Source organism: Gluconobacter sp. Gdi (genome assembly GCF_014132155.1).
Lineage (GTDB): Bacteria > Pseudomonadota > Alphaproteobacteria > Acetobacterales > Acetobacteraceae > Gluconobacter.
In genome coordinates this window covers 1-17,766 of record NZ_BLJQ01000023.1, presented here as the reverse complement: position 1 = coordinate 17,766, position 17,766 = coordinate 1, and the positions used below count along the sequence as shown (strand labels likewise).

The following is a 17,766-nucleotide window of genomic DNA, read 5'->3' as shown; positions in this document are numbered from 1 at the left end:
TTCAAAATCCACAGTCCGGGAAAATGCTTCGAGCTGATCACCAAGCCCGCTCAGCCGGGCAAGCCGCTCTTCAACGTCAAAAAATCCCGCCTGCTTCATAACGCCATTCCCTCAGTCAGAACCGGACGAATGGAATCACAGAGCAGACCTTAAAACCAGGGGGTTTTTCGAAGAATCCAATTAAAGTATGAGATTGATATAAATAAATTCTCCGAATTTTAATTTAGGAAATTCATTTAATTATTTAGGTCCGGCGCTATTCCGGATTGAGTTATTTATGTTTTCTGCTGGTTCTAATTGGTAAGCATAACTTACAGGTACGTTTCCAAAATTCTGACCAAAAGCAATCCTGCCTGTTGTTTGAACATAGAAATTATTTTTTTCATAAAATTGATACGAGTTTCTGGAGGGGTCTAATCCGATCTGATTACTGTTATTAGTCATGTAAAAATAATTTCTTTCAGAATATACTACGCTGCCACTTCCAATTTGCATAGAATTATACTGCTGAGCGCTACCGCCTTGATATGTCGTTCCTCGCGGAGGATCGCTATTGTCAAAGAAATTATCGTAGGCATGGACCCAGCCACGTAACAAAGGACGTCCCTTTATCAAGGGCCCGATCCAGTTGTGGTGCAAAGTGACATGGAGTGCATTGGCACCATACAGATAGGAATCAGTCGGATTTGCTCCGACTACTATAGCTAGTCGTTCATTCGCCAAATCTTGATTTTTCCCGACCCAATTCCATACTGGATCTGGGTTCATATGCAACCAATTGGCACTGAAATAAAAATGGTTGTATGAAACTGTAATATTGTCAGACTCTAAAGTTATACTCATAAGGTCGTCGCTCATATCTTTAAATGAGCAATGGTCTATCCATGCATTATTAATTCTCCGAAAAGAAATTCCTTCATAATTTATGCCTTCCTTGTTTGTGCTTCCAAATATCTGTGGTGGGAGCTTTTGAAGGTCAATAATATTTCCAAAAAAATTAATATTTTTCACTACAATATTTGTGATTTTTTGACCTTTTCCAAGTAGTTCACCATCGAATTTTAATTGAATGTTTTCAAGGGCTGCCTTGCCTCCTATGGCCCCCTCAATGGTGGTGTTACTCCAATCAAGGGTAGAAAACGTCAATGTCGTTAATTTCGGACCACCATAAATTAAACCACTTACTATTATGTGGTGTTTTCTTTGATTGAAAGCTGACTTTAAACTGTCAAGGCTGGAGACGACAACCGCAGGTTCAATGGAGCCATTGGCGGTGGCGAAACCTCCTGTAGCAATTGGACTCGCATTAGCGAGCATCGGTTGCATCAAACCTGTAGTCCAGACAGCGATGGCCATATAAAATGGTTTTTTTAGCATTGCCTACTCTTAACTCTCCGCATTGACACCATCGCAAACTGTCGCATTTGCCATTGTAATTGAAGTCGCATCTTCCTTTGGTCGACGCCATTGCAAAGCGAACCGCTCAGGGATACGCGGAGACGTCCGTTTCCAAACGTCTCTCTCCGATTAGCGGACATTCCGTCTCCCCCCCAAGTCAGCCGCAACGCAGAGAGGCGGCTCCAAGCCTGCGTGCGTTAAAATGTCTCTCGCAAAGAGGGCCAGAGACGATCAGGCTGTCTTTTCGGGCGCAGACCTTGTCCTTGCATCAGCGTCTGTGGAACACGCCTCTAAAAGAACTTTTCGGGGCTTTTTTGTGCTCCACCCCCTATGTCCGATAATGTAGATTAACGGATATAACTTTACCTTGTCAGACTTACTGAGAACGGTCGTCTCAAATGAGGTAGGGAAGGGGGCTCTTAGGTAAGTTCAAGGCAATAGAAATTCCACTATGTAAAGCATATCTTTACATTGAGAACGTAAAGCTGTAGGTTACATCCATGGAGATCGACAGCATCAGTCACAAAGGCCTGCGCCGGTTTTTCGAAACAGGTAATGCTAAAGGTCTCGTTGGCGACGTCAGCCGGCTTCGGAAGATGTTGGCATTCATTGATGCAGCAGCGTCGTTAGACGAACTTGCTGTTCCTCCAAATTATGGGTTGCACCCATTGACGGGGGATCGCGCAGGCACCTGGTCAATGACGGTCACCAAAAACTGGCGTCTGACGTTTCGCCTGAACGAGCAGGGTTCCCTCTGCGATATGACACTGGAGGATTATCATGGCGCTTAAAATGCATGCCTCGCTGGCCGTTCATGTGGGTGACTGGATCAGGACAGAAATACTGGAGCCTTATAATATCAAGGTAAACACCGTTGCGGAACATTTTGGTGTCTCGCGTCAGTCGATCAGTGCTCTTCTAAACGGAAGGTCTAACCTGTCTGCTGACATGGCCATTCGGTTTGAGAAGGCCTTTGGAGTACGCGCCGATACCTTGATGCGTATGCAGAGTGCATTCGAACTGGCTCAGGCACGTGCGCATGAAGCCAATTTGAACGTCCAGCATTTCAATCTCGTCGCACCTTCCAGGACTGAACAACGGACTATTTAAGGTCTGCTTAGGGGGGGAAAGCGGAAGGTCTGGTTCGGGTACCCAGACAATGTTTCCTGCTGTTAATTGGACTAAGTGTGACGACCACTGTCGCGCCCAAACCGAACTTTCGAGACTGGACTGATTGTTCTAGAAGCGTGCGCTTCAACTATATGAAGGTCTTCCGATAACTATACACCCTTACGAGCTATGTAGTAGCATTGCCTCAGCATACAAATAATTTTGATATAAATTTTTATTTTCAAATACCGTTATTGATTTAAACTTATCATTCTCTGATTTACTGATTTATCTATAATTGACCTTGTAATATCTTCAACATTTGTAATTTTAACTCTTTCCATGAACTCGGAAAATCCAAAATGGACGACGTTTTTTGCGATCACTTCATCTGCAAAACTGCTTGAGATGATTCGTGTTCCGGAGAAATCAAGAATTATTCTTGAATCTGACTGAAGTTTTAACAGATTGGCAATTTTTATTCGAAGTGGTTCTCCAGCAGTACGCGACCCAACCGAGGAGACCTCGTCCTTTACATGAATATAGATAAAACCTTCTTCATTTTTATCCATCATTACATCAACATAGTCATACGGTGAAAATCCTTGCTCGCCGAACCGTAGCGCCTCGCTCAATCGAATGGGTTCCGCATAGTTTAGTTCGGCAACAACAACAGACCCAGAATAGGGAATATCTTCCCGCTTAATCATTTTATTCCCACTCTTTAGGTAAAGAGATGCATTATTGGCATAAATTCCAAAGTAACCACCACTTAATGCTGCGATTTGATAACTTCCATATAGTCCGTTTCCCTGCCCTATGCTTTTATCGCGCGTAACGCCCTGTAAAATAGAATTAGAAAGAGCATCCGTATCTGAGGTGTAAGCATTCGAATTGTGCTTAAGGCTTTTAGCAATACCGATTCCGGTATCGGCGACAACAAATTCTATTTTTTTTACGCGGCTTTTTGCTGTCAGTTGAACAAGCCCACCACATGAGGAGTTTGAATGAACTAAGACGTTATCGGTTATCTCATTTATTGCCCATTCTAAAGCTGAAAAATGCTCTCGATCAATATTTTCAACGCCACCAATTATTTTTTCCATTAGTTCATTTACGAGATGATGCTGCTCTAAAGGTGACGTGAAAATTTCAGCTGGAAGGTGACTCTTATTTCTTCGGCGCGCTACAGGGTAGTTATCGTCGATCAAGTGAGACCAATTTGAATTTCTAAACAATTTTTTTATATTTTCTGAATTTGGCTCGATGAGAGCAACCTTGTACCCTAAATTTTTGTATTTTATTATCTGCGCTACAATTGGCAGCATAGCTCTTACGGGAACTCGTTCAAGGTCCACAAAACTAAGAGTAAGGCTTGAATTTCCCTGGCGTTCCAACGTGTCGTAGATTGCCGCTGTGACATTTCTAAAGTGAGTTGGATCGAGCCCCCCGGATACGGATATGATATTGTTGTCTGATGTGCATGCAAATGGCTTTGGAGGCAACAACCCAATCCTTATTAATTTGATCATCCGTTCTGGAATCATGCTACTAATAGTCGGAAAACGCTATACTCGAAAAGCGTATAGCCAAGCCGTCGGCTATGAATGAAACGCTAATGGTGGACAGCAGAGAACCTGCACCATGGCGTAATGATAATCGAATTTTGACTTTTGGCATCATTGACCGGACCGTTCCATTTCGGCCCAACTCGTTCGAAAGAGAGGGGGCTGCGTATGTCTGCTATGCGGAAAGCTATTCACAGGCACGTATGCCCGACATGAAGGCGTAAGCAGACCTGCTGCTTACGCCTCATGCCAGACAGGCGACATAGCGATTTGATTTCCGCATAGCCGACAGTCTGGAAATGAGTTTCGCATATCCCTTAAACGGTGGTTTTTTGGCCAGAGAGAACAACTATATTTCTTTATTTTTCTTGGTAGTCTGTGTTGTTAATATATTTGTCAATTTTTCAATGGTGAGAATGTCCATGAACCAACGCGTTGGATACGCCCGCGTTTCGACAGACGATTAACACCTAGGCTTGCAACGCAATGCGCTCATGCAGGGTGGGTGTAGCGTGATCTGCATGGAAGCAGTCAGCGGCAAGAATACCATCGCCCAGAGTTTGACCCGTGTTGTGCACCTAGAGCAGTGAGGTATGCATTTTGAGAGCCTGACTAAACAAAGGAACAGGTCAGCAGTTCGGTAACGGTGAAAGGAGTTTGTGTGAGTCAAGAAGATGATGAAAATTACCCAGCCAGCGCGGTGTCTTCCTGGAGCGGCTTCGTTTATCAAGGGAAGATAGCACTATATCATTCCCTTAAGCTAATTCACGATGGGGATTTAGACTTCGAACTTCAGCTAGACAGTAGCGACGACTTCGCTATTTATAAAGATGGAAAACTACATACCGCCCATCAAGTCAAAGCGAAGATCAGCAAATATCGTAGCGGTTACACCAAGGCGCTGGAACAGTCCACTTTAATCGAATACGACAAAATCAAAGGAACGTCCCGCTATTTCCACGTATCTGTTAAGCTTGACAATACAGACGATCATAAAGGCGCGAGCGGGGAAACAGTAAAGTTTTACCGCTACGGAAATAACTATCATTGCGGACTAGGTGAAATTGAAGAACTAACCAAAGAACTTATAAGAAAGTTATGTGAGAATAAGTCCATTACCATTAGTGATAACCTTATAAACTTTAACTACTGCCTACTATCAGAAAAAATAAGCACCAAGGCAATATACAACCACAAACTGAATCAAGTTGACGGAATCTCAGAAAATAGAGCCGCATATGAGGGCCGCATCAATGCCAGAAATATCTGGGAGGAATTGGTAGCCGAAAACCCCTATCAGAATCGTGACTACTATGCGGTTGAGTTGAAGGCCAGGCTCCAAACCCATCTAGAAGAACGACTGGATCAGATGCTGCCAACCATGAATGACGCCACTTATGAGAGAGCCAGGCGCCTGTGCGAGCACATTCGCGATACCCATATCAACGAATTGAAGACCCTATGCCAAATGATGAAACCCTCCGAGCGATTTCAAGACGTTCAGACGAGCGACATCAGGCGATATACCAAGCTCATCCAGGCTATTTCGGCGGAGCCCATATTCAACCACCTTCCACACTATCTCGACAGAGAAAATCGATTTTATGCACCTACCGCTCTTGACGTAGATGAAAGCGAAGATTGTGAATCTGACATGATCCGGGAGATGAAAAACAACGAGGATTTGCTAAGACTACTTTTTGAGTACAACCATCTAATCGCCAGCAAAGCAGAAGCCTCATTCACCTTCAATACAAAATTCACAAACTCGGATGATTTTGACAACAAAAAGGCCACCGAAAAGCTTGAAAGCAACATCACCAAGTCTCTGTGTATTAGCGTAATAACAAAAGATGACGCGGAGGATCGCCTAAATGATAAAGCAACTCATTGATGAAGCACTTGTTGCCCATGGCTTTGTAAGTAAACGTGAACTGGATACCACAAGCTTTTATGTTCGCGAGTCCGGATCTGCCATCAGATTCGCAGTCGTACATACTTTAGACGACCTTCCTGACCCAGCCGAGCTGAATAACCTAATCAATCGCCTAGCCCCTGAAGAGTTTCTCAGAAACCCAAGCTTCAAGAAGAATTGCGATTTGATCTGCATTCATCGCCTTGACGTTCTGGCCGAGTTCAAGGATCACGAAGAAGAAATCTTCGCCATCGAGGAAGACCCACATTTTTATAAAAAATATGTCCTCTACTACAGCAGTGCAGAAGAAAGCGCCCTCACTGACTTCACCTACAACAAACTTGTATCCGTAATTGCCGATAAAAAAGAATTCTTGGACTACAAAGAAAATCCTTTGAAGGCTACGCAGTACAGCTTTGCAGCAAAGACATTTATAAAACTTCCTTTTTTAGAGCTATCTAGCCATCAAGGAAACCTTGTGTCTTTGAGGCAGCAAGCCGCTGAGGCCGTTGCAGAAGCTGGCCTGAACGATACATATTCAACGATCCAGAAAGTCACAGACAAAAACGCCGACGATTTTATTAAGAAAATGATTCGCAATGAACTGGAAAATATCCAAGATCGAAGTCTCTAGCTTCAAAGCATTCAAGCATATTTACTTTGATCTCGGCGAGTCGTCCTTGCTAACTCTGGACGGCCCTAACGGTTATGGCAAAACAAGCATATTCGACGCCATCGAACTTCTGCTCACTGGCCAGATCAATCGAATACAAAACCTATTCTCTACTATATTAACTAAGAAAAAAAGAGACTACGCGGACAATCTATTCTGGAACAACCGCTCCGGCGAGAACGACCTTTGCATTAAAATTGAATTCATTAATGGTGATCGCAAACTTGTCTTAGCCAGGCATTGCCCAGTTTCGATATTTAAAAAGCCAGCAAACAATCGTGCAGACAAGTACGAAAATTTCAAGCTTTATGAGTTGGCAGCATTTGAATCATCTGACTTCACGAAAAATAATCAGCGGGATAACAATTTTCTTGACGAAGTGTTCGGAAAAAACTTTAGGGAAAACTTCTCATTCCTTAACTATCTGGAACAAGGACAAAATCGGCTGCTACATACTCGAGTAGACGAACGCAAGGATAAACTAGGAAACCTCTTTAACATTAGCGATATCGAAGCCGAGATCGAAAACTGCAACACTATCTACAATAAGTTCACAAAGTACATCAACGACCCTGAGCGTAATGCGAAAGTTGTATTACTTACGGAGGAGATAGCCACCCTAAGAGGCACATTGCAGGCAGAGGCTGGGACCGGCGAGTATAAAAAGCTATCGACGACCGATTTGCAACCAGGGTGGGATAAGGAGAACCTGTTCTCAACGTATTCAGCGGCAGACCATGCTGCCTACCAGGAATCCGTTCGCAAGATTACCGCCCTTCTGCCACTCAAAGCCACGATAAAAACCAGAGTTCACAATGAGACCATCGATGCTGACATTGATCGTAACAAGGAATCTCTAAGAAGTCTGGCTCAGTTTGGTCAAGACCTTGGCAAGCTTGATGAGCTTGACGCTATCAAAAAAGGGATTGATGAATTAGAACATTCAGCAAATATCATCAAACGCGGCGCCACGGCGATCAAGCTCGAAGAAGCCCGATCACTACCAAACTGGGCAGATGGGCGCTTTGAGTGGTTTGAGTCACAAATTGAAGCCCGAAACAGCCTACGTGAAAAAAGCAGCGCCAATACGAACATCGTGGCTGAATTGGAACGCCTGAAAAGGCAACTGATTGACGAATATGAAAAGTCTTATCCCGACGATCAGTTGTGCCCTCTCTGTGGCGCTGACTGGGGAGATCACAAATCAATGATGGATGCCATTGAAGCAAGAACTACGCAGATCTCTGATTCACTAAGCCAGGACGGCAAGGACTTAGTAAACCTTATTGCTGCTATGGACACTGAGTTGAAGCCGATCGACACTCATGTACAAGACAGCCTGAAAATTCTCACGTCTAAATTTGAACCAAATCTTCATGCAGCGCTGACCAAAATTAAGCTTCGACTCCCGGCAATAACCCAACTTCTGGACAAGCTACAAAGCGACAACATTCAATTTACTACCTCATTTACGGAAATTGATGACGTAGTGGATGAGCGACTTGAAACGCTCAAGGAGATACTAAGAAATAAAAAACAGGTTGAAGCTGACGCTTTAGCTCTGCCGGAGGACTGGCGAGAAACAACAAGCAGCGCCTTCAAAGATTTGCAAGACTTCTACATAATAACGGCTGAAAACCTGAAGGACAAAGAGCAATACATATCGATCAAAGCCAACGAAGCTCAAAACTTTCGGCTCCAAACGTGTGTTTCCGATCTTAGGCTTATCGAAAAAGAAACCCAGGCAGCCCGAAAAGCACAAGGTAAAATCGGAGAGCTTCGCAACACGCTGAAGATGACTGAGCAAAATTATACCGATCAGACAATTTCGGCTATTGAGCTCATATTCCACATCTACAGTGGCCGGCTGATCCAAAACTACCAGCGTGGCCTGGGCCTGTTTATCGAGAGCCGCGAAGGTACGCAGTTGAGGTTCCTGACTGCCGAGAAGTCTGAACATGACGCTGTCATGTCCATGAGTTCTGGCCAAGTGTCCGCCCTCAGCCTTGCCTTTTTCCTATCCCTAAACAAGGTCTATGCACAGGTACCGCTCATTCTCATCGATGACCCCTCACAATCCCTGGATGAAGTGAACGTTGCCTCCCTGACCGACCTACTCCGTTGCGAACTCAAGCATTGCCAGCTAGTCGTGTCCTCTCATGAAGATGACATCTCGGCCTACATGCGTTACCGCTTCGACCGGGCGGGTTTGGCCACGAGCTCGCTCAACATGCAGCTATTGGCGAAAGAAGCTTCATAAAAGCTAGTAGAGCTGGATTTTCGTAATGGTAATGCGGATGAGTTGGCCCATGCTCCATCCTAGAGATGGTAGATAGCTTAGCTAAAAATCAACTTGCTTACTGGACGCCTTCATTCTCAAGGCCGAAGGGACGGTGCCAGCGACGCATCGGAAAATCTTGACAAAGGTGGAAGGTAAATAAGCATGCATGAGATTATTTGTCCGCACTGCGGGAAGGCTTTTAAAATCGATGAGTCTGGGTATGCGGATATCCTGAAACAAGTTCACGATAGCGAATTCGAAGCGCAGTTGCACGAACGTCTGGCGTTGGCTGAACAAGACAAGCAGAACGCTCTTGAACTAGCCAAGACCAAGGCGACTAGCGAATTGCAACAAGCTGCGTCAGCCAAAAATGCCGAAATTCAAGAACTGAAGGCCAAACTCGACGCTGGTGAAGTGGCCCGACAACTCGCTGTGACTGAAGCGCTGGCTGCCGTCGAAAAAGAGCGTGATTTGCTCTCGAACGAGCTTGAGCGGGCGAGACACGATAAACAAGCTGCGGCCGAGTTGGCTGAAACAAAGCTACTGAACGAATTGCAAAGAGCAGCTGCAGTTAAGGATGCTGAGGTTCAGGATCTGAAATCCAAGCTTGATGCGGGTGAAGTGGCGCGCCAACTTGCTGTGGCAGAAGCCTTGGGGGCGGTGGAGAAGGAGCGTGACACGCTCGCGAATGAACTTGAACAAGCGAAACGCGACAAACAAGCCTCCTATGAGTTAGCCGAGGCCAAGCTTGCAAACGAGCTACATAAAGCTGCGGCTATAAAGGATACAGAAATTCAAGGTTTGAAGGCCCAATTAGAGGCTGCCGAGATTGAGCGAAAGCTGGCGATTACCGAGGCGGTCAACGTGGTCGAGAAGGAACGCGACGCACTGAAAACGGGCCTCGATCGATCCGAGCTTGAGAAACAGCTTGCCGAAAAGTCGCTCAAGGACAAGTATGAGACGCAGATTAAAGATCGTGATGACGCGATTGAGCGACTTCGGGACATGAAGGCTCGTTTGTCTACCAAAATGGTTGGCGAAACCCTGGAGCAACATTGCGAGACGGAGTTCAATCGTCTTCGAGCCACTGCGTTTCCGAGGTCGTATTTCGAGAAGGACAACGACGCTCGGACCGGCAGTAAAGGCGACTACATTTTTCGTGACTCAGATGAAGCTGGCACGGAGATTGTCTCGATCATGTTCGAAATGAAGAACGAGAACGATCACACGACGACGAAGAATAAGAATGAGGATTTTTTCAAGGAACTCGATAAAGATCGGATTGAGAAAGAGTGTGAGTACGCGATTCTCGTCTCATTGCTTGAGCCTGACAGTGAGCTGTACAACAGTGGGATTGTAGATGTATCCCATCGCTATCCGAAGATGTATGTCGTCCGTCCACAGTTTTTTATTCCTATCATTACGCTCCTGAGAAACGCAGCAATAAATTCGCTCCAATACAAGTCGGAACTCGCTCTCGTAAAAGCGCAAAACATTGATGTGACGAACTTTGAGGATCAGCTTGAAGAGTTCAAGGCGGCGTTTGGTAAAAACTACGATTTGGCATCTCGACGTTTCCAAACTGCAATCGATGAAATTGACAAGTCGATTGACCATTTGCAAAAGATAAAAGATGCTTTGCTTGGCGCAGACAGAAATCTTCGTCTTGCAAATAACAAAGCTCAGGATGTTACGATTAAGCGGCTAACGAAGGGCAACCCGACGATGGCGGAAAAATTTTCTGATCTGAAGAAAAATGGGGGAGCTTCAGACGGGCGGGAACACGGTGCATCAAGTTGATCTGGTTGCTTTGCATTTCTGAGCAGAGCGCCCAAAATAAGCATCAGTAGTGCGAGAAACAGACATCGAGGTGAAAATTCTCCTGAAGACGATATTTTTCATGGTATCGAACTTTATCACCACGACCTGATCCATGGCAGGTAAGGCCTCCACTTGCCCTTCCCATTAACAATCGAGTGGGAGTTATAATTAAAAACCCCCAAGCTGGCAGGGGAGGCCTCGCTCTAAATCGTTTACAGGTCTTGTTCTCACTGAGAACAATTGAAAGCCCACATCAGTCCGAACGAATGTCCGGTATTTTGAGTTCTATGTCAGAACCGGACATTCCACTTCCCCCCCAAGTCAGCCGCGAGCCTCAGAATAGTTACAGACCTGCGTGAGTTGGAATGTCTCTCGCAAAGAGGGCCAGAGACGATCAGACTGTCTTTCCGGCAGCAGACTTTGTCCTTGCATGAATGTCCGTGGAACACGCCATCTAAAAGACCTTTGCGGGTCTTTTCTGGTTCTCACCCCCTATGTCCGATAATAGAAATTAACGGACATAGGGGGTGAAGAGGGGGCGTATTTTGGAAAAAAGACTGAGACTTACCTTTTGAGGATATTAGGGTAATTGAATGCTGTTGCTACGGGCCGCTTGGTGGTATTGAAGGCTCATAGGCGAGAGACGCAGCGCGCCTTCCGGCCTGTGAAATAACGGAAAAGTCTCTCAGACAAACAGTCATGACATCCTGTTCGGATGTGTGGCGCAAATCAGGCCCTGTGACTCATCCTTCCGGTCGAGGACTCAAATGACGATTTCCCTTGAAGCGCTCAAAACGCAGGTCCATCTTGGAGACTATCCGAAAAGCGACGCCTCATAGGATCAATGGTTCCTCCGTTCGCCGAGAGGCTCACCCGTTTCAGTCTCGAACTGGGACGTCTGGATCAGGCGCTGAGACATGGCTCGGCTGTACCTGCCGTCCTGTTCCGGCAACGCTTGAATGCGATCCAGCGCCATAGCGCTGTTGACGGCTGGTTGATCGATCCTTGGTATCTGGTTGCCGAACTGCGCGGCCTCATCCCGAAAGTGGTCTGCCAAGACGGCTATGAACGCGGTACCGCCGTGGATGCGGCATCCCATGCCTTTACGCTCTGGCGCTGGTACGCTCGCCCGGATGCTATGCAGGCGAGTGCCATTACCGAAGCCGAAGCGTTCCTGAATGATCAGTCATCAGGGTGGGGATCGATCCTTGATGCGGGGATCGCTTTTCATCGCTGGTTACAGGCCGGTCACCCCCGTGCTCCCTTCTGCGCGGCGTTAAGCCGGTACTGGCACTCCCATGATATTCTCCGGGCGCCCTTGATCCTGACCGGCATAGAAGCACTCACCCCGGGAACGCCTTGGGAGATCGAGCCCTGGCTGTGCTGGTGGCTCGATGCTCTTCTAGCCGAGGTCCGAGAAGCGCTCGATCTTCTGCGCCAGCTGGAGCGAGCCAGGACACAGGCGCTTGATAAGTGCGGCGCACAGCGTCGTCATTCCCGTGCGCCCCAAGCGGTCAATGTGCTGGCCATCCAGCCGCTCGTGTCTGCCTCTATGCTGGCGGATCGTCTGGGCATGTCGATGAAAAGCGCGCTGCAGCTTCTCAGTGCATTCCAGGACCGAGGCATTGTTGTGGAAGTCACGCACCGAACGGCTCATCGCCTGTTTGGTCTGGCTGGCATGGGAGCGCTCCGAGACGTCGTGAAACCTCCAACACGACCCATCCCCGGCCGACAGCGCGGCCGGCCCCGTAAGGATGATCCTTTCACGACGCAATCTATCCCGGAGGAAGAGATTACGCAGCTTCTGCCGCCAACGCGGTTGGACCCGGTTCAGTTCGACTATGAGGATCTGGCTGCAGCCATGAAATAGGCTGATGAAGCCATGTTGAGAAGCTCCCGGCTAATCGCCCGCCTCAAGGGACAGAGGGCCAGCTAGACCCCTCGTCTGCTCAAAGAACCTGAAGGGATGACTCTTGCAACGGTCTCTGGAGCTGCAGAGCGACCGGTGCGGGGGCCGTCAGCCAGGTTTCGATCTCCTCCTGGCGTTCCAGAATGACGGGCATCGCTTTGGGATGATAAGGCGCGACCACAGCGTTGGCTTCCGTGGTCAGGAAGCCGAAAAGATCGACCGTGACCTCGCCTTCCTTGAGTTTGCGCACCGAGGTCCAGGACGTCCAGATCCCGGCAAAAAAGCGGAGAGGCTTCGTCTCATCGGCGGCAAACCACACTGGATGAAACGATCCTGTTGATTTTATGAAGTTCTCATTCACCCCTCTACAAGCCGCTCTGGAGCTTCTGGAGGACATCGCCAAAGATGGCGCGTCACCATACCACAAGCGCGCAGTTGACGCGCTGGCGGGGCTTGAGGACGCCACAGCGACAGAGGCGGAAGCTGATGCCGTGCGCGAGGAATGGCGATCACATGACGAGGTCGATGTGGACGACAATACCCTGTTCGCTGCTCGCGGCGATGAGGGCGGTGTGTGGGTGTCCGCCTGGGTCTGGATGCCCGGAGCGTCCTCGTAGCAAGCCTGTCTGGGCTTTCGTATCTTCACGATTAACAGGAAAGGGAAAGCGATGACACGAGCGACGGTTATAGCGGATGCGTCGTTTTGCCCAATGACACATGCGGCTGGATATGCGTTCTGGATCAGCACGAACAGCGGGAAGGTGAAACATGCCGGCCGTTTCCGGAGACGTCCGAAGACGTCCTTCGAGGCGGAATATTGGGCTGCGTTCAACGGTGCCAAGATCGCCATATCGGTCAAGGATGCCACCTACGTCCTGATCCAGACGGACTGCCTGCGGGTCGTTCAGTGCATCAACACGAACCAGGGTCTGATTTCGCTGCTGCGCAAGAAGTATCCGTCGGTCAATATCGAGGCGCGGCACGTCAAGGGTCATACAGACAATCCCGACCCTCGCTTTTATGTAAATCGCTGGTGCGATGAGGAGGCTAAAAAGCACATGCGAACAGAAAGACGCGAACCTATAGCCGCCTAGTTCCATATCGTCACACTTCTGCTATAGAGGTGTGACGATATGGAGGGGGGGGGTGACATGAGTTTAGGTCCAGCGTTCGCTGCGATGCAGTTGGCGCACGAAATGCCCGGCAAGTTCGACTACATCATCCAGCTCTCGAACGGCAACAGCCTGACATGCGAGTTGATTGAGATGTTCAACCTGAAATCGGACGACTTCTCGGGCATCTGCGTCAAGGCGATAGTCAAGGGTGCGAATGGGCCTGATCGCGTGTGGTTTATCGACCCGGACCACATCGTCTCAGTATCTCCGGCGACAATCGTATGAGCGGTTCATCTGGCGGCACACCTCCTCCAACTCTCACTCTCGAAGCTTTGAAGGCGGAGATCGAAAGCTGTTGTAGCCAGGTCGGAAGCGCGAGCGGCGCCAATCTCGTTGACCTCAATACGAAAATACTGGCCCTAAAGACGTGCGCCGACTTTATCAAACTGGAGTTTGACATTGCGACCGCTCGAAAGACATTTTGGGTTAGCACGGCTCAACCATCGGTTGTTATTTTCGGCGCTTTTTCTGGCGTCAGCGCTTTCTTCATCAAAATCGCCAACGGCCATGCGGAAAAAATCCTTGTTGAGTCGGGGATTCTTGTGGCAGTCTGCGTTTCAGTCATTCTCATAGCTATCTATTGGAGGCGATGATGACAGTTCTTTCTCGTGGCGCACTTCTTCCCGAAGGCGCCGCTTTTTCTGATCTTCGCTCAACGGTCGTGCTTATCGCCGCCGCAGTTGCTTTCTTGGCGGGCGCAGTCTTTTGCGGCTCTTTGCTGGTATCCCTATTCTCCTGAATAGCGATAGCGACCCTCAAACAAATCCCCAACGGCACGCCGCATCCGATATGTGATGCGGCGTTGTCGTATGTGGTGGGGTCTGTCATGAATGATATGGCAATGCTGACAAAGGGCGACCAAATTAGCGTCGTCTGACTGCTCTGGGTGGTGGTTTCGATGTGCTGCCGCCAAGATGGAGGGTTCGAAGAACTATTGGTTGACGTACCTTGGTTTTGATTTTGGGCTTTTGGCGTGCTGATTGACGCTATCTGGGACAACACTCGATCTGCTCAAAACGCAGACCGGATGCCATCGCAAAAACCGTCAATCAAATCGCCAAAAGCCTGAAATCATCAGCCAAGCGTATCAATTAACGGTTCTTCGATCCCTCCATGTTGTTGATCGTCGCCCCCCCCAAGAGCCGACATACCCTCGCCAAGCCCGGTCTGGATCCCCGCCAGAGCAGACTGCACGCCTGTGCCGGACTGCTTTGCCCCAAGAGCTCCGTTAATCGCCTGACCCACCATCGAGTCCGACGAGATCCCGCCCGTTACCCCGATGCTCTTGTCCTTGTGCATCGCGGTCTGGGTGGTGCTGTTCTGCTCGGTGGTCAACGCAACCGAAGACCCGCTGATCCCCAGATCCTTGGCCGCTGCAACAACAGACCCGTCAATCGTCACCGGGCCCTTCGCACCAATGTTCAAGTTGCCCCCGTGCTGGCAATCACGCTCGGAGTGTAGTTACTGCTGCTGACACTCTGCTTACTCAGGCGCAGGCCCGCAATATGCATCCCCAGTCACCAGAAAAAATACCTTTGTGTTCTATTTTTCTTTTAAATCAAACTCTTCAATCGTTTTATAGAATTTTATATCACGCTCCCCACCATAATGGATTCCCTTCAAGAGCATCATAACGTTCGCGTATTTTTTCGCCTTTTGAATCGTTTTTCCCCACCGCAAACTTTGGAGCAACGATATCACGACCAATTATCAATGGTACATATGTTCCAAAATTTTCTTTGGTTGATTCTGCGGTTTTCATACAATCCTTGAAGGAAGAAAAATATGTTTTAAACAAAAGATCTAAAGTCGGCTCCTTCGGATTTAGCCTCCTATCCTTTTCCCCCACAATATATTCTTCGAAGTCGCATGACAATACTTCTGTATTTTTAAATATACTTTCAATAAAAACAAAATTCTCACGAAGCTCTGCGAAATCTTCCACGACAACGTACCTCTTATACAATCGGTCTGTTATCAAAGGCAGTAATATCTTTTTAGGGGTTTCAACAAAATAATTTATGCACCTAAAAAAATACTCAACATCCCCAGATGGACCAAGTTCTAGCATCATAATGCCACCATAGACCGAAACAGTCATTTCAGTTTTCCTTTAAACGTAATATTCTCCTGAGAAATAATACCATTACTTTTTTCTACTATCTTCCGCACTATTGTCATGGATGTTTCTCTAGATACACTCTGTCCTCTTACATCAATAACAACGTTCTGCTGGGTGTCCTTGGGAAGCTGAGATGCTCTCTGAATGATCTGCTTAACAACATTTGAAATCAAGCCAGATGAATTTTTTTCGATATTGTAGTTTTTGACTTCATAACTTTCACCCGTGGCTGTGTCCAGAACATCAATGCGGGAACTCCCTTTTGTTCCATAAGGGACTTCCTCCCCATCTTTATAGCTGACCTGCTCCCGAGCATTTTCACCAATATCATTTGTAACATCTTTTTCTGACTGCCGTGGCGTTGGGCGCGTAATCTCTTTTCCCGCATCACCTGCAGTTGCCTCTAAATTTTTAGCACTTTCCGCCTCTCTCTCCACACCTTTTGCAACAGTAGTGCCCTCTCCCTTAAGAGTATTTAACAGTGCGTCTTTCGCCACTTGAGCCGCCCTGCTTTTGGCAAGAGCAACAACGACCTTGAGAATATCACCAGCGCCTGCGTTATATTGCTCAACAGCTGAAGCCTGGAAGGCCCCATTTAGTGCGTTGGTGGACGCAGTCTTGCCTCCACCTCCACCAAAGCCACCGGCCGCACCAGCGCCAGAAGCAATAATATTCTCAATCGCCGTCACAAGAGGAGCTGCTGTCTCTACATTGTTGTCCGTTTGATTAAGAACCCACCCTGCAACACTATTTAGTGAAGCTGAAACCGCGATTCCCCCAGCAGCAGTACCAGCAGCAGCAGCCCCAACATTGCCACCGCTCACCGCAGCAACAACAGCGTTCCCCGCTGTTTCGAGTGCTATACGACCAAAATTATCTTTCCAGTTTGTCTCATCAAACCCGGCCACACCCATGTCATTGAGCTTGTCCGCAACCTGTCCGCCAACTTCACCCACAAGCTGGCTGCCCATCTGCTGCGCCATAAGCTGATTGCTCAGCGTCTGAGCGTCAAACTTGTTTGTCAGCGCCGCGTTCGCTGTCTCGACATCCGTCGTGTAGCTTCCCGAGACGCTCCCTGCATTGACAGTAATGTTTCCGCCAATGGCAGACTGGCTCACACTCGTCTCATCATGCGTGCGGCCACCCCCCATCAGGCCAGATGCCCCGGACGCAAGACCACTCCCAACAACGCCCAGTATCCCGGCCGTGCTGCCAAACATCCCGGCTCCCGCACTGAACGAGCCCCCGGTCTGCTTCGCATCCCAGCGCGAGATGTTTTCAACATCCGTCGCCGTCAGGCTCCCGGTGGTAAAATGGTTCAGGCTTGCTTCCGCCGTGCTGCTCAAAACACCGGCCGTCAGCGCGGTGTTGCCTGCCACATCAACACCCAGACCCTTGCTCCCCGCATAGAAACCAGAAAGCTGGTCTTCCGTTGTCGCAAAATGATCCGTCACGTTCTGCTGGCTGTAGCTGGCACCGCCCCCGGTTTTGCCACCAGCGCCCCACACAGGGACAGATATGGAAGCACCTGCCTGCCGCGCCGTGCTCTTATAGTCCGACGTGTTCTGCGGGCTCGTGATGCTCAGGGATCCTGCCGACACATCCACACGCGGCCCGGACACTTCCGCACCATTCAGCCTCATTGCTCCCGGCGTGCTCAGCGTGACGCTGTTGCCTGCCTTGACCGTCGTATCAGGCCCAGTGGGCCCGAAGCTGTGATTTTGGCCATGTTGAAGAACGGACTGGAAACACGGCGCTTGATCGGGCGAGCGTCGGGTGTCTGACGGCTTAATC

16 protein-coding genes and 1 pseudogene are annotated in these 17,766 nt (G+C 48.4%); 11 read left to right on the top strand and 6 right to left on the bottom strand.

Features of this window, described 5'->3' with window-relative positions; genetic code table 11:
* Positions 1-240 precede the first annotated feature (240 nt).
* Positions 241-1,377, bottom strand: coding sequence for a hypothetical protein (locus JN414_RS15825; RefSeq protein WP_237390127.1), 1,137 nt, complete (start codon positions 1,375-1,377; stop codon positions 241-243).
* 521 nt (positions 1,378-1,898) lie between these two features.
* On the opposite strand from JN414_RS15825, the gene JN414_RS15820 reads away from it, so the two are divergent.
* Positions 1,899-2,189, top strand: coding sequence for a type II toxin-antitoxin system RelE/ParE family toxin (locus tag JN414_RS15820; RefSeq protein WP_061928277.1), 291 nt, complete (start codon positions 1,899-1,901; stop codon positions 2,187-2,189).
* Positions 2,179-2,508: a HigA family addiction module antitoxin gene (locus JN414_RS15815; RefSeq protein WP_061928275.1), complete on the top strand. Its 330-nt coding sequence runs from the start codon at positions 2,179-2,181 to the stop codon at positions 2,506-2,508. Before JN414_RS15820 ends, JN414_RS15815 begins: the two co-directional genes overlap by 11 nt.
* A gap of 251 nt (positions 2,509-2,759) precedes the next feature.
* On the opposite strand, the gene JN414_RS15810 is transcribed toward JN414_RS15815, so the two are convergent.
* Positions 2,760-4,055 carry an STAS-like domain-containing protein gene (locus JN414_RS15810; RefSeq protein WP_237390126.1) on the bottom strand — a complete coding sequence of 432 codons (1,296 nt, stop codon included), beginning with the start codon at positions 4,053-4,055 and terminating at the stop codon, positions 2,760-2,762.
* A gap of 682 nt (positions 4,056-4,737) precedes the next feature.
* Between JN414_RS15810 and JN414_RS15805 the strand changes: the two genes are divergently transcribed.
* From JN414_RS15805 to JN414_RS15785, 5 genes are all read left to right on the top strand, one after another.
* On the top strand, positions 4,738-5,970 hold the full coding sequence (locus JN414_RS15805) for an ABC-three component system protein (protein WP_202208779.1): 1,233 nt from the start codon (positions 4,738-4,740) through the stop codon (positions 5,968-5,970).
* The gene (locus tag JN414_RS15800; protein WP_202208777.1) at positions 5,951-6,625 is read left to right on the top strand and encodes an ABC-three component system middle component 1; all 675 of its coding nucleotides are present in this window, start codon (positions 5,951-5,953) and stop codon (positions 6,623-6,625) included. The genes JN414_RS15805 and JN414_RS15800 overlap by 20 nt, the downstream gene beginning before the upstream one ends.
* Positions 6,591-8,924 (top strand): AAA family ATPase, encoded by a 2,334-nt coding sequence (locus tag JN414_RS15795; RefSeq protein ID WP_202208775.1) that lies wholly within the window; start codon positions 6,591-6,593, stop codon positions 8,922-8,924. Before JN414_RS15800 ends, JN414_RS15795 begins: the two co-directional genes overlap by 35 nt.
* Before the next feature lie 183 nt (positions 8,925-9,107).
* The gene (locus JN414_RS15790; RefSeq protein ID WP_202208773.1) at positions 9,108-10,745 is read left to right on the top strand and encodes a DUF2130 domain-containing protein; all 1,638 of its coding nucleotides are present in this window, start codon (positions 9,108-9,110) and stop codon (positions 10,743-10,745) included.
* Between the two features lie 865 nt (positions 10,746-11,610).
* The gene (locus JN414_RS15785) at positions 11,611-12,636 is read left to right on the top strand and encodes a hypothetical protein (protein ID WP_237390125.1); all 1,026 of its coding nucleotides are present in this window, start codon (positions 11,611-11,613) and stop codon (positions 12,634-12,636) included.
* Positions 12,637-12,715: 79 nt separating this feature from the next.
* On the opposite strand, the pseudogene JN414_RS15780 reads toward JN414_RS15785, so the two are convergent.
* Positions 12,716-13,009, bottom strand: a pseudogene (locus tag JN414_RS15780) (SOS response-associated peptidase family protein); the annotation flags it as partial.
* Between the two features lie 10 nt (positions 13,010-13,019).
* On the opposite strand from JN414_RS15780, the gene JN414_RS15775 reads away from it, so the two are divergent.
* Genes JN414_RS15775 through JN414_RS15760 form a run of 4 tightly spaced genes read left to right on the top strand, consistent with a single transcriptional unit; the run spans position 13,020 to position 14,443 of the window.
* Entirely contained in the window at positions 13,020-13,292 is a 273-nt protein-coding gene (locus JN414_RS15775; protein WP_202208771.1) for a hypothetical protein, read from the top strand.
* A 51-nt stretch (positions 13,293-13,343) separates the two neighbouring features.
* Entirely contained in the window at positions 13,344-13,769 is a 426-nt protein-coding gene (locus JN414_RS15770) for a reverse transcriptase-like protein (protein WP_202208770.1), read from the top strand.
* A gap of 57 nt (positions 13,770-13,826) precedes the next feature.
* A complete protein-coding gene (locus JN414_RS15765) occupies positions 13,827-14,075 on the top strand; it encodes a hypothetical protein (RefSeq protein WP_202208768.1) in 249 nt (82 codons plus the stop codon).
* Complete coding sequence (locus JN414_RS15760) at positions 14,072-14,443, top strand: hypothetical protein (RefSeq protein WP_202208766.1); 372 nt, start codon at positions 14,072-14,074, stop codon at positions 14,441-14,443. The genes JN414_RS15765 and JN414_RS15760 overlap by 4 nt, the downstream gene beginning before the upstream one ends.
* A gap of 481 nt (positions 14,444-14,924) precedes the next feature.
* Here JN414_RS15760 and JN414_RS15755 read toward each other — a convergent pair whose 3' ends face one another.
* From JN414_RS15755 to JN414_RS17045, 3 genes are all read right to left on the bottom strand, one after another.
* Positions 14,925-15,275 (bottom strand): hypothetical protein, encoded by a 351-nt coding sequence (locus JN414_RS15755; protein WP_202208764.1) that lies wholly within the window; start codon positions 15,273-15,275, stop codon positions 14,925-14,927.
* Positions 15,276-15,441: 166 nt separating this feature from the next.
* Positions 15,442-15,951, bottom strand: coding sequence for a hypothetical protein (locus tag JN414_RS15750; RefSeq protein ID WP_202208762.1), 510 nt, complete (start codon positions 15,949-15,951; stop codon positions 15,442-15,444).
* A partial coding sequence (locus JN414_RS17045; protein WP_237390124.1) for a hemagglutinin repeat-containing protein occupies positions 15,948-17,766 on the bottom strand: 1,819 nt, incomplete at its 5' end. The genes JN414_RS17045 and JN414_RS15750, both read right to left, overlap by 4 nt.

What these genes read in the sequence shown, in the direction of transcription:
- JN414_RS15795 (WP_202208775.1), top strand. Translation starts at nt 6,591, where the DNA reads ATGAACTGGAAAATATCCAAGATCGAAGTCTCTAGCTTCAAAGCATTC.
- JN414_RS15800 (WP_202208777.1), top strand. Translation starts at nt 5,951, where the DNA reads ATGATAAAGCAACTCATTGATGAAGCACTTGTTGCCCATGGCTTTGTA.
- JN414_RS15765 (WP_202208768.1), top strand. Translation starts at nt 13,827, where the DNA reads ATGAGTTTAGGTCCAGCGTTCGCTGCGATGCAGTTGGCGCACGAAATG.
- JN414_RS15790 (WP_202208773.1), top strand. Translation starts at nt 9,108, where the DNA reads ATGCATGAGATTATTTGTCCGCACTGCGGGAAGGCTTTTAAAATCGAT.
- JN414_RS15760 (WP_202208766.1), top strand. Translation starts at nt 14,072, where the DNA reads ATGAGCGGTTCATCTGGCGGCACACCTCCTCCAACTCTCACTCTCGAA.
- JN414_RS15820 (WP_061928277.1), top strand. Translation starts at nt 1,899, where the DNA reads ATGGAGATCGACAGCATCAGTCACAAAGGCCTGCGCCGGTTTTTCGAA.
- JN414_RS15785 (WP_237390125.1), top strand. Translation starts at nt 11,611, where the DNA reads ATGGTTCCTCCGTTCGCCGAGAGGCTCACCCGTTTCAGTCTCGAACTG.
- JN414_RS15775 (WP_202208771.1), top strand. Translation starts at nt 13,020, where the DNA reads ATGAAGTTCTCATTCACCCCTCTACAAGCCGCTCTGGAGCTTCTGGAG.
- JN414_RS15815 (WP_061928275.1), top strand. Translation starts at nt 2,179, where the DNA reads ATGGCGCTTAAAATGCATGCCTCGCTGGCCGTTCATGTGGGTGACTGG.
- JN414_RS15750 (WP_202208762.1), bottom strand. Translation starts at nt 15,951, where the DNA reads ATGACTGTTTCGGTCTATGGTGGCATTATGATGCTAGAACTTGGTCCA.
- JN414_RS15810 (WP_237390126.1), bottom strand. Translation starts at nt 4,055, where the DNA reads ATGATTCCAGAACGGATGATCAAATTAATAAGGATTGGGTTGTTGCCT.
- JN414_RS15825 (WP_237390127.1), bottom strand. Translation starts at nt 1,377, where the DNA reads ATGCTAAAAAAACCATTTTATATGGCCATCGCTGTCTGGACTACAGGT.
- JN414_RS15770 (WP_202208770.1), top strand. Translation starts at nt 13,344, where the DNA reads ATGACACGAGCGACGGTTATAGCGGATGCGTCGTTTTGCCCAATGACA.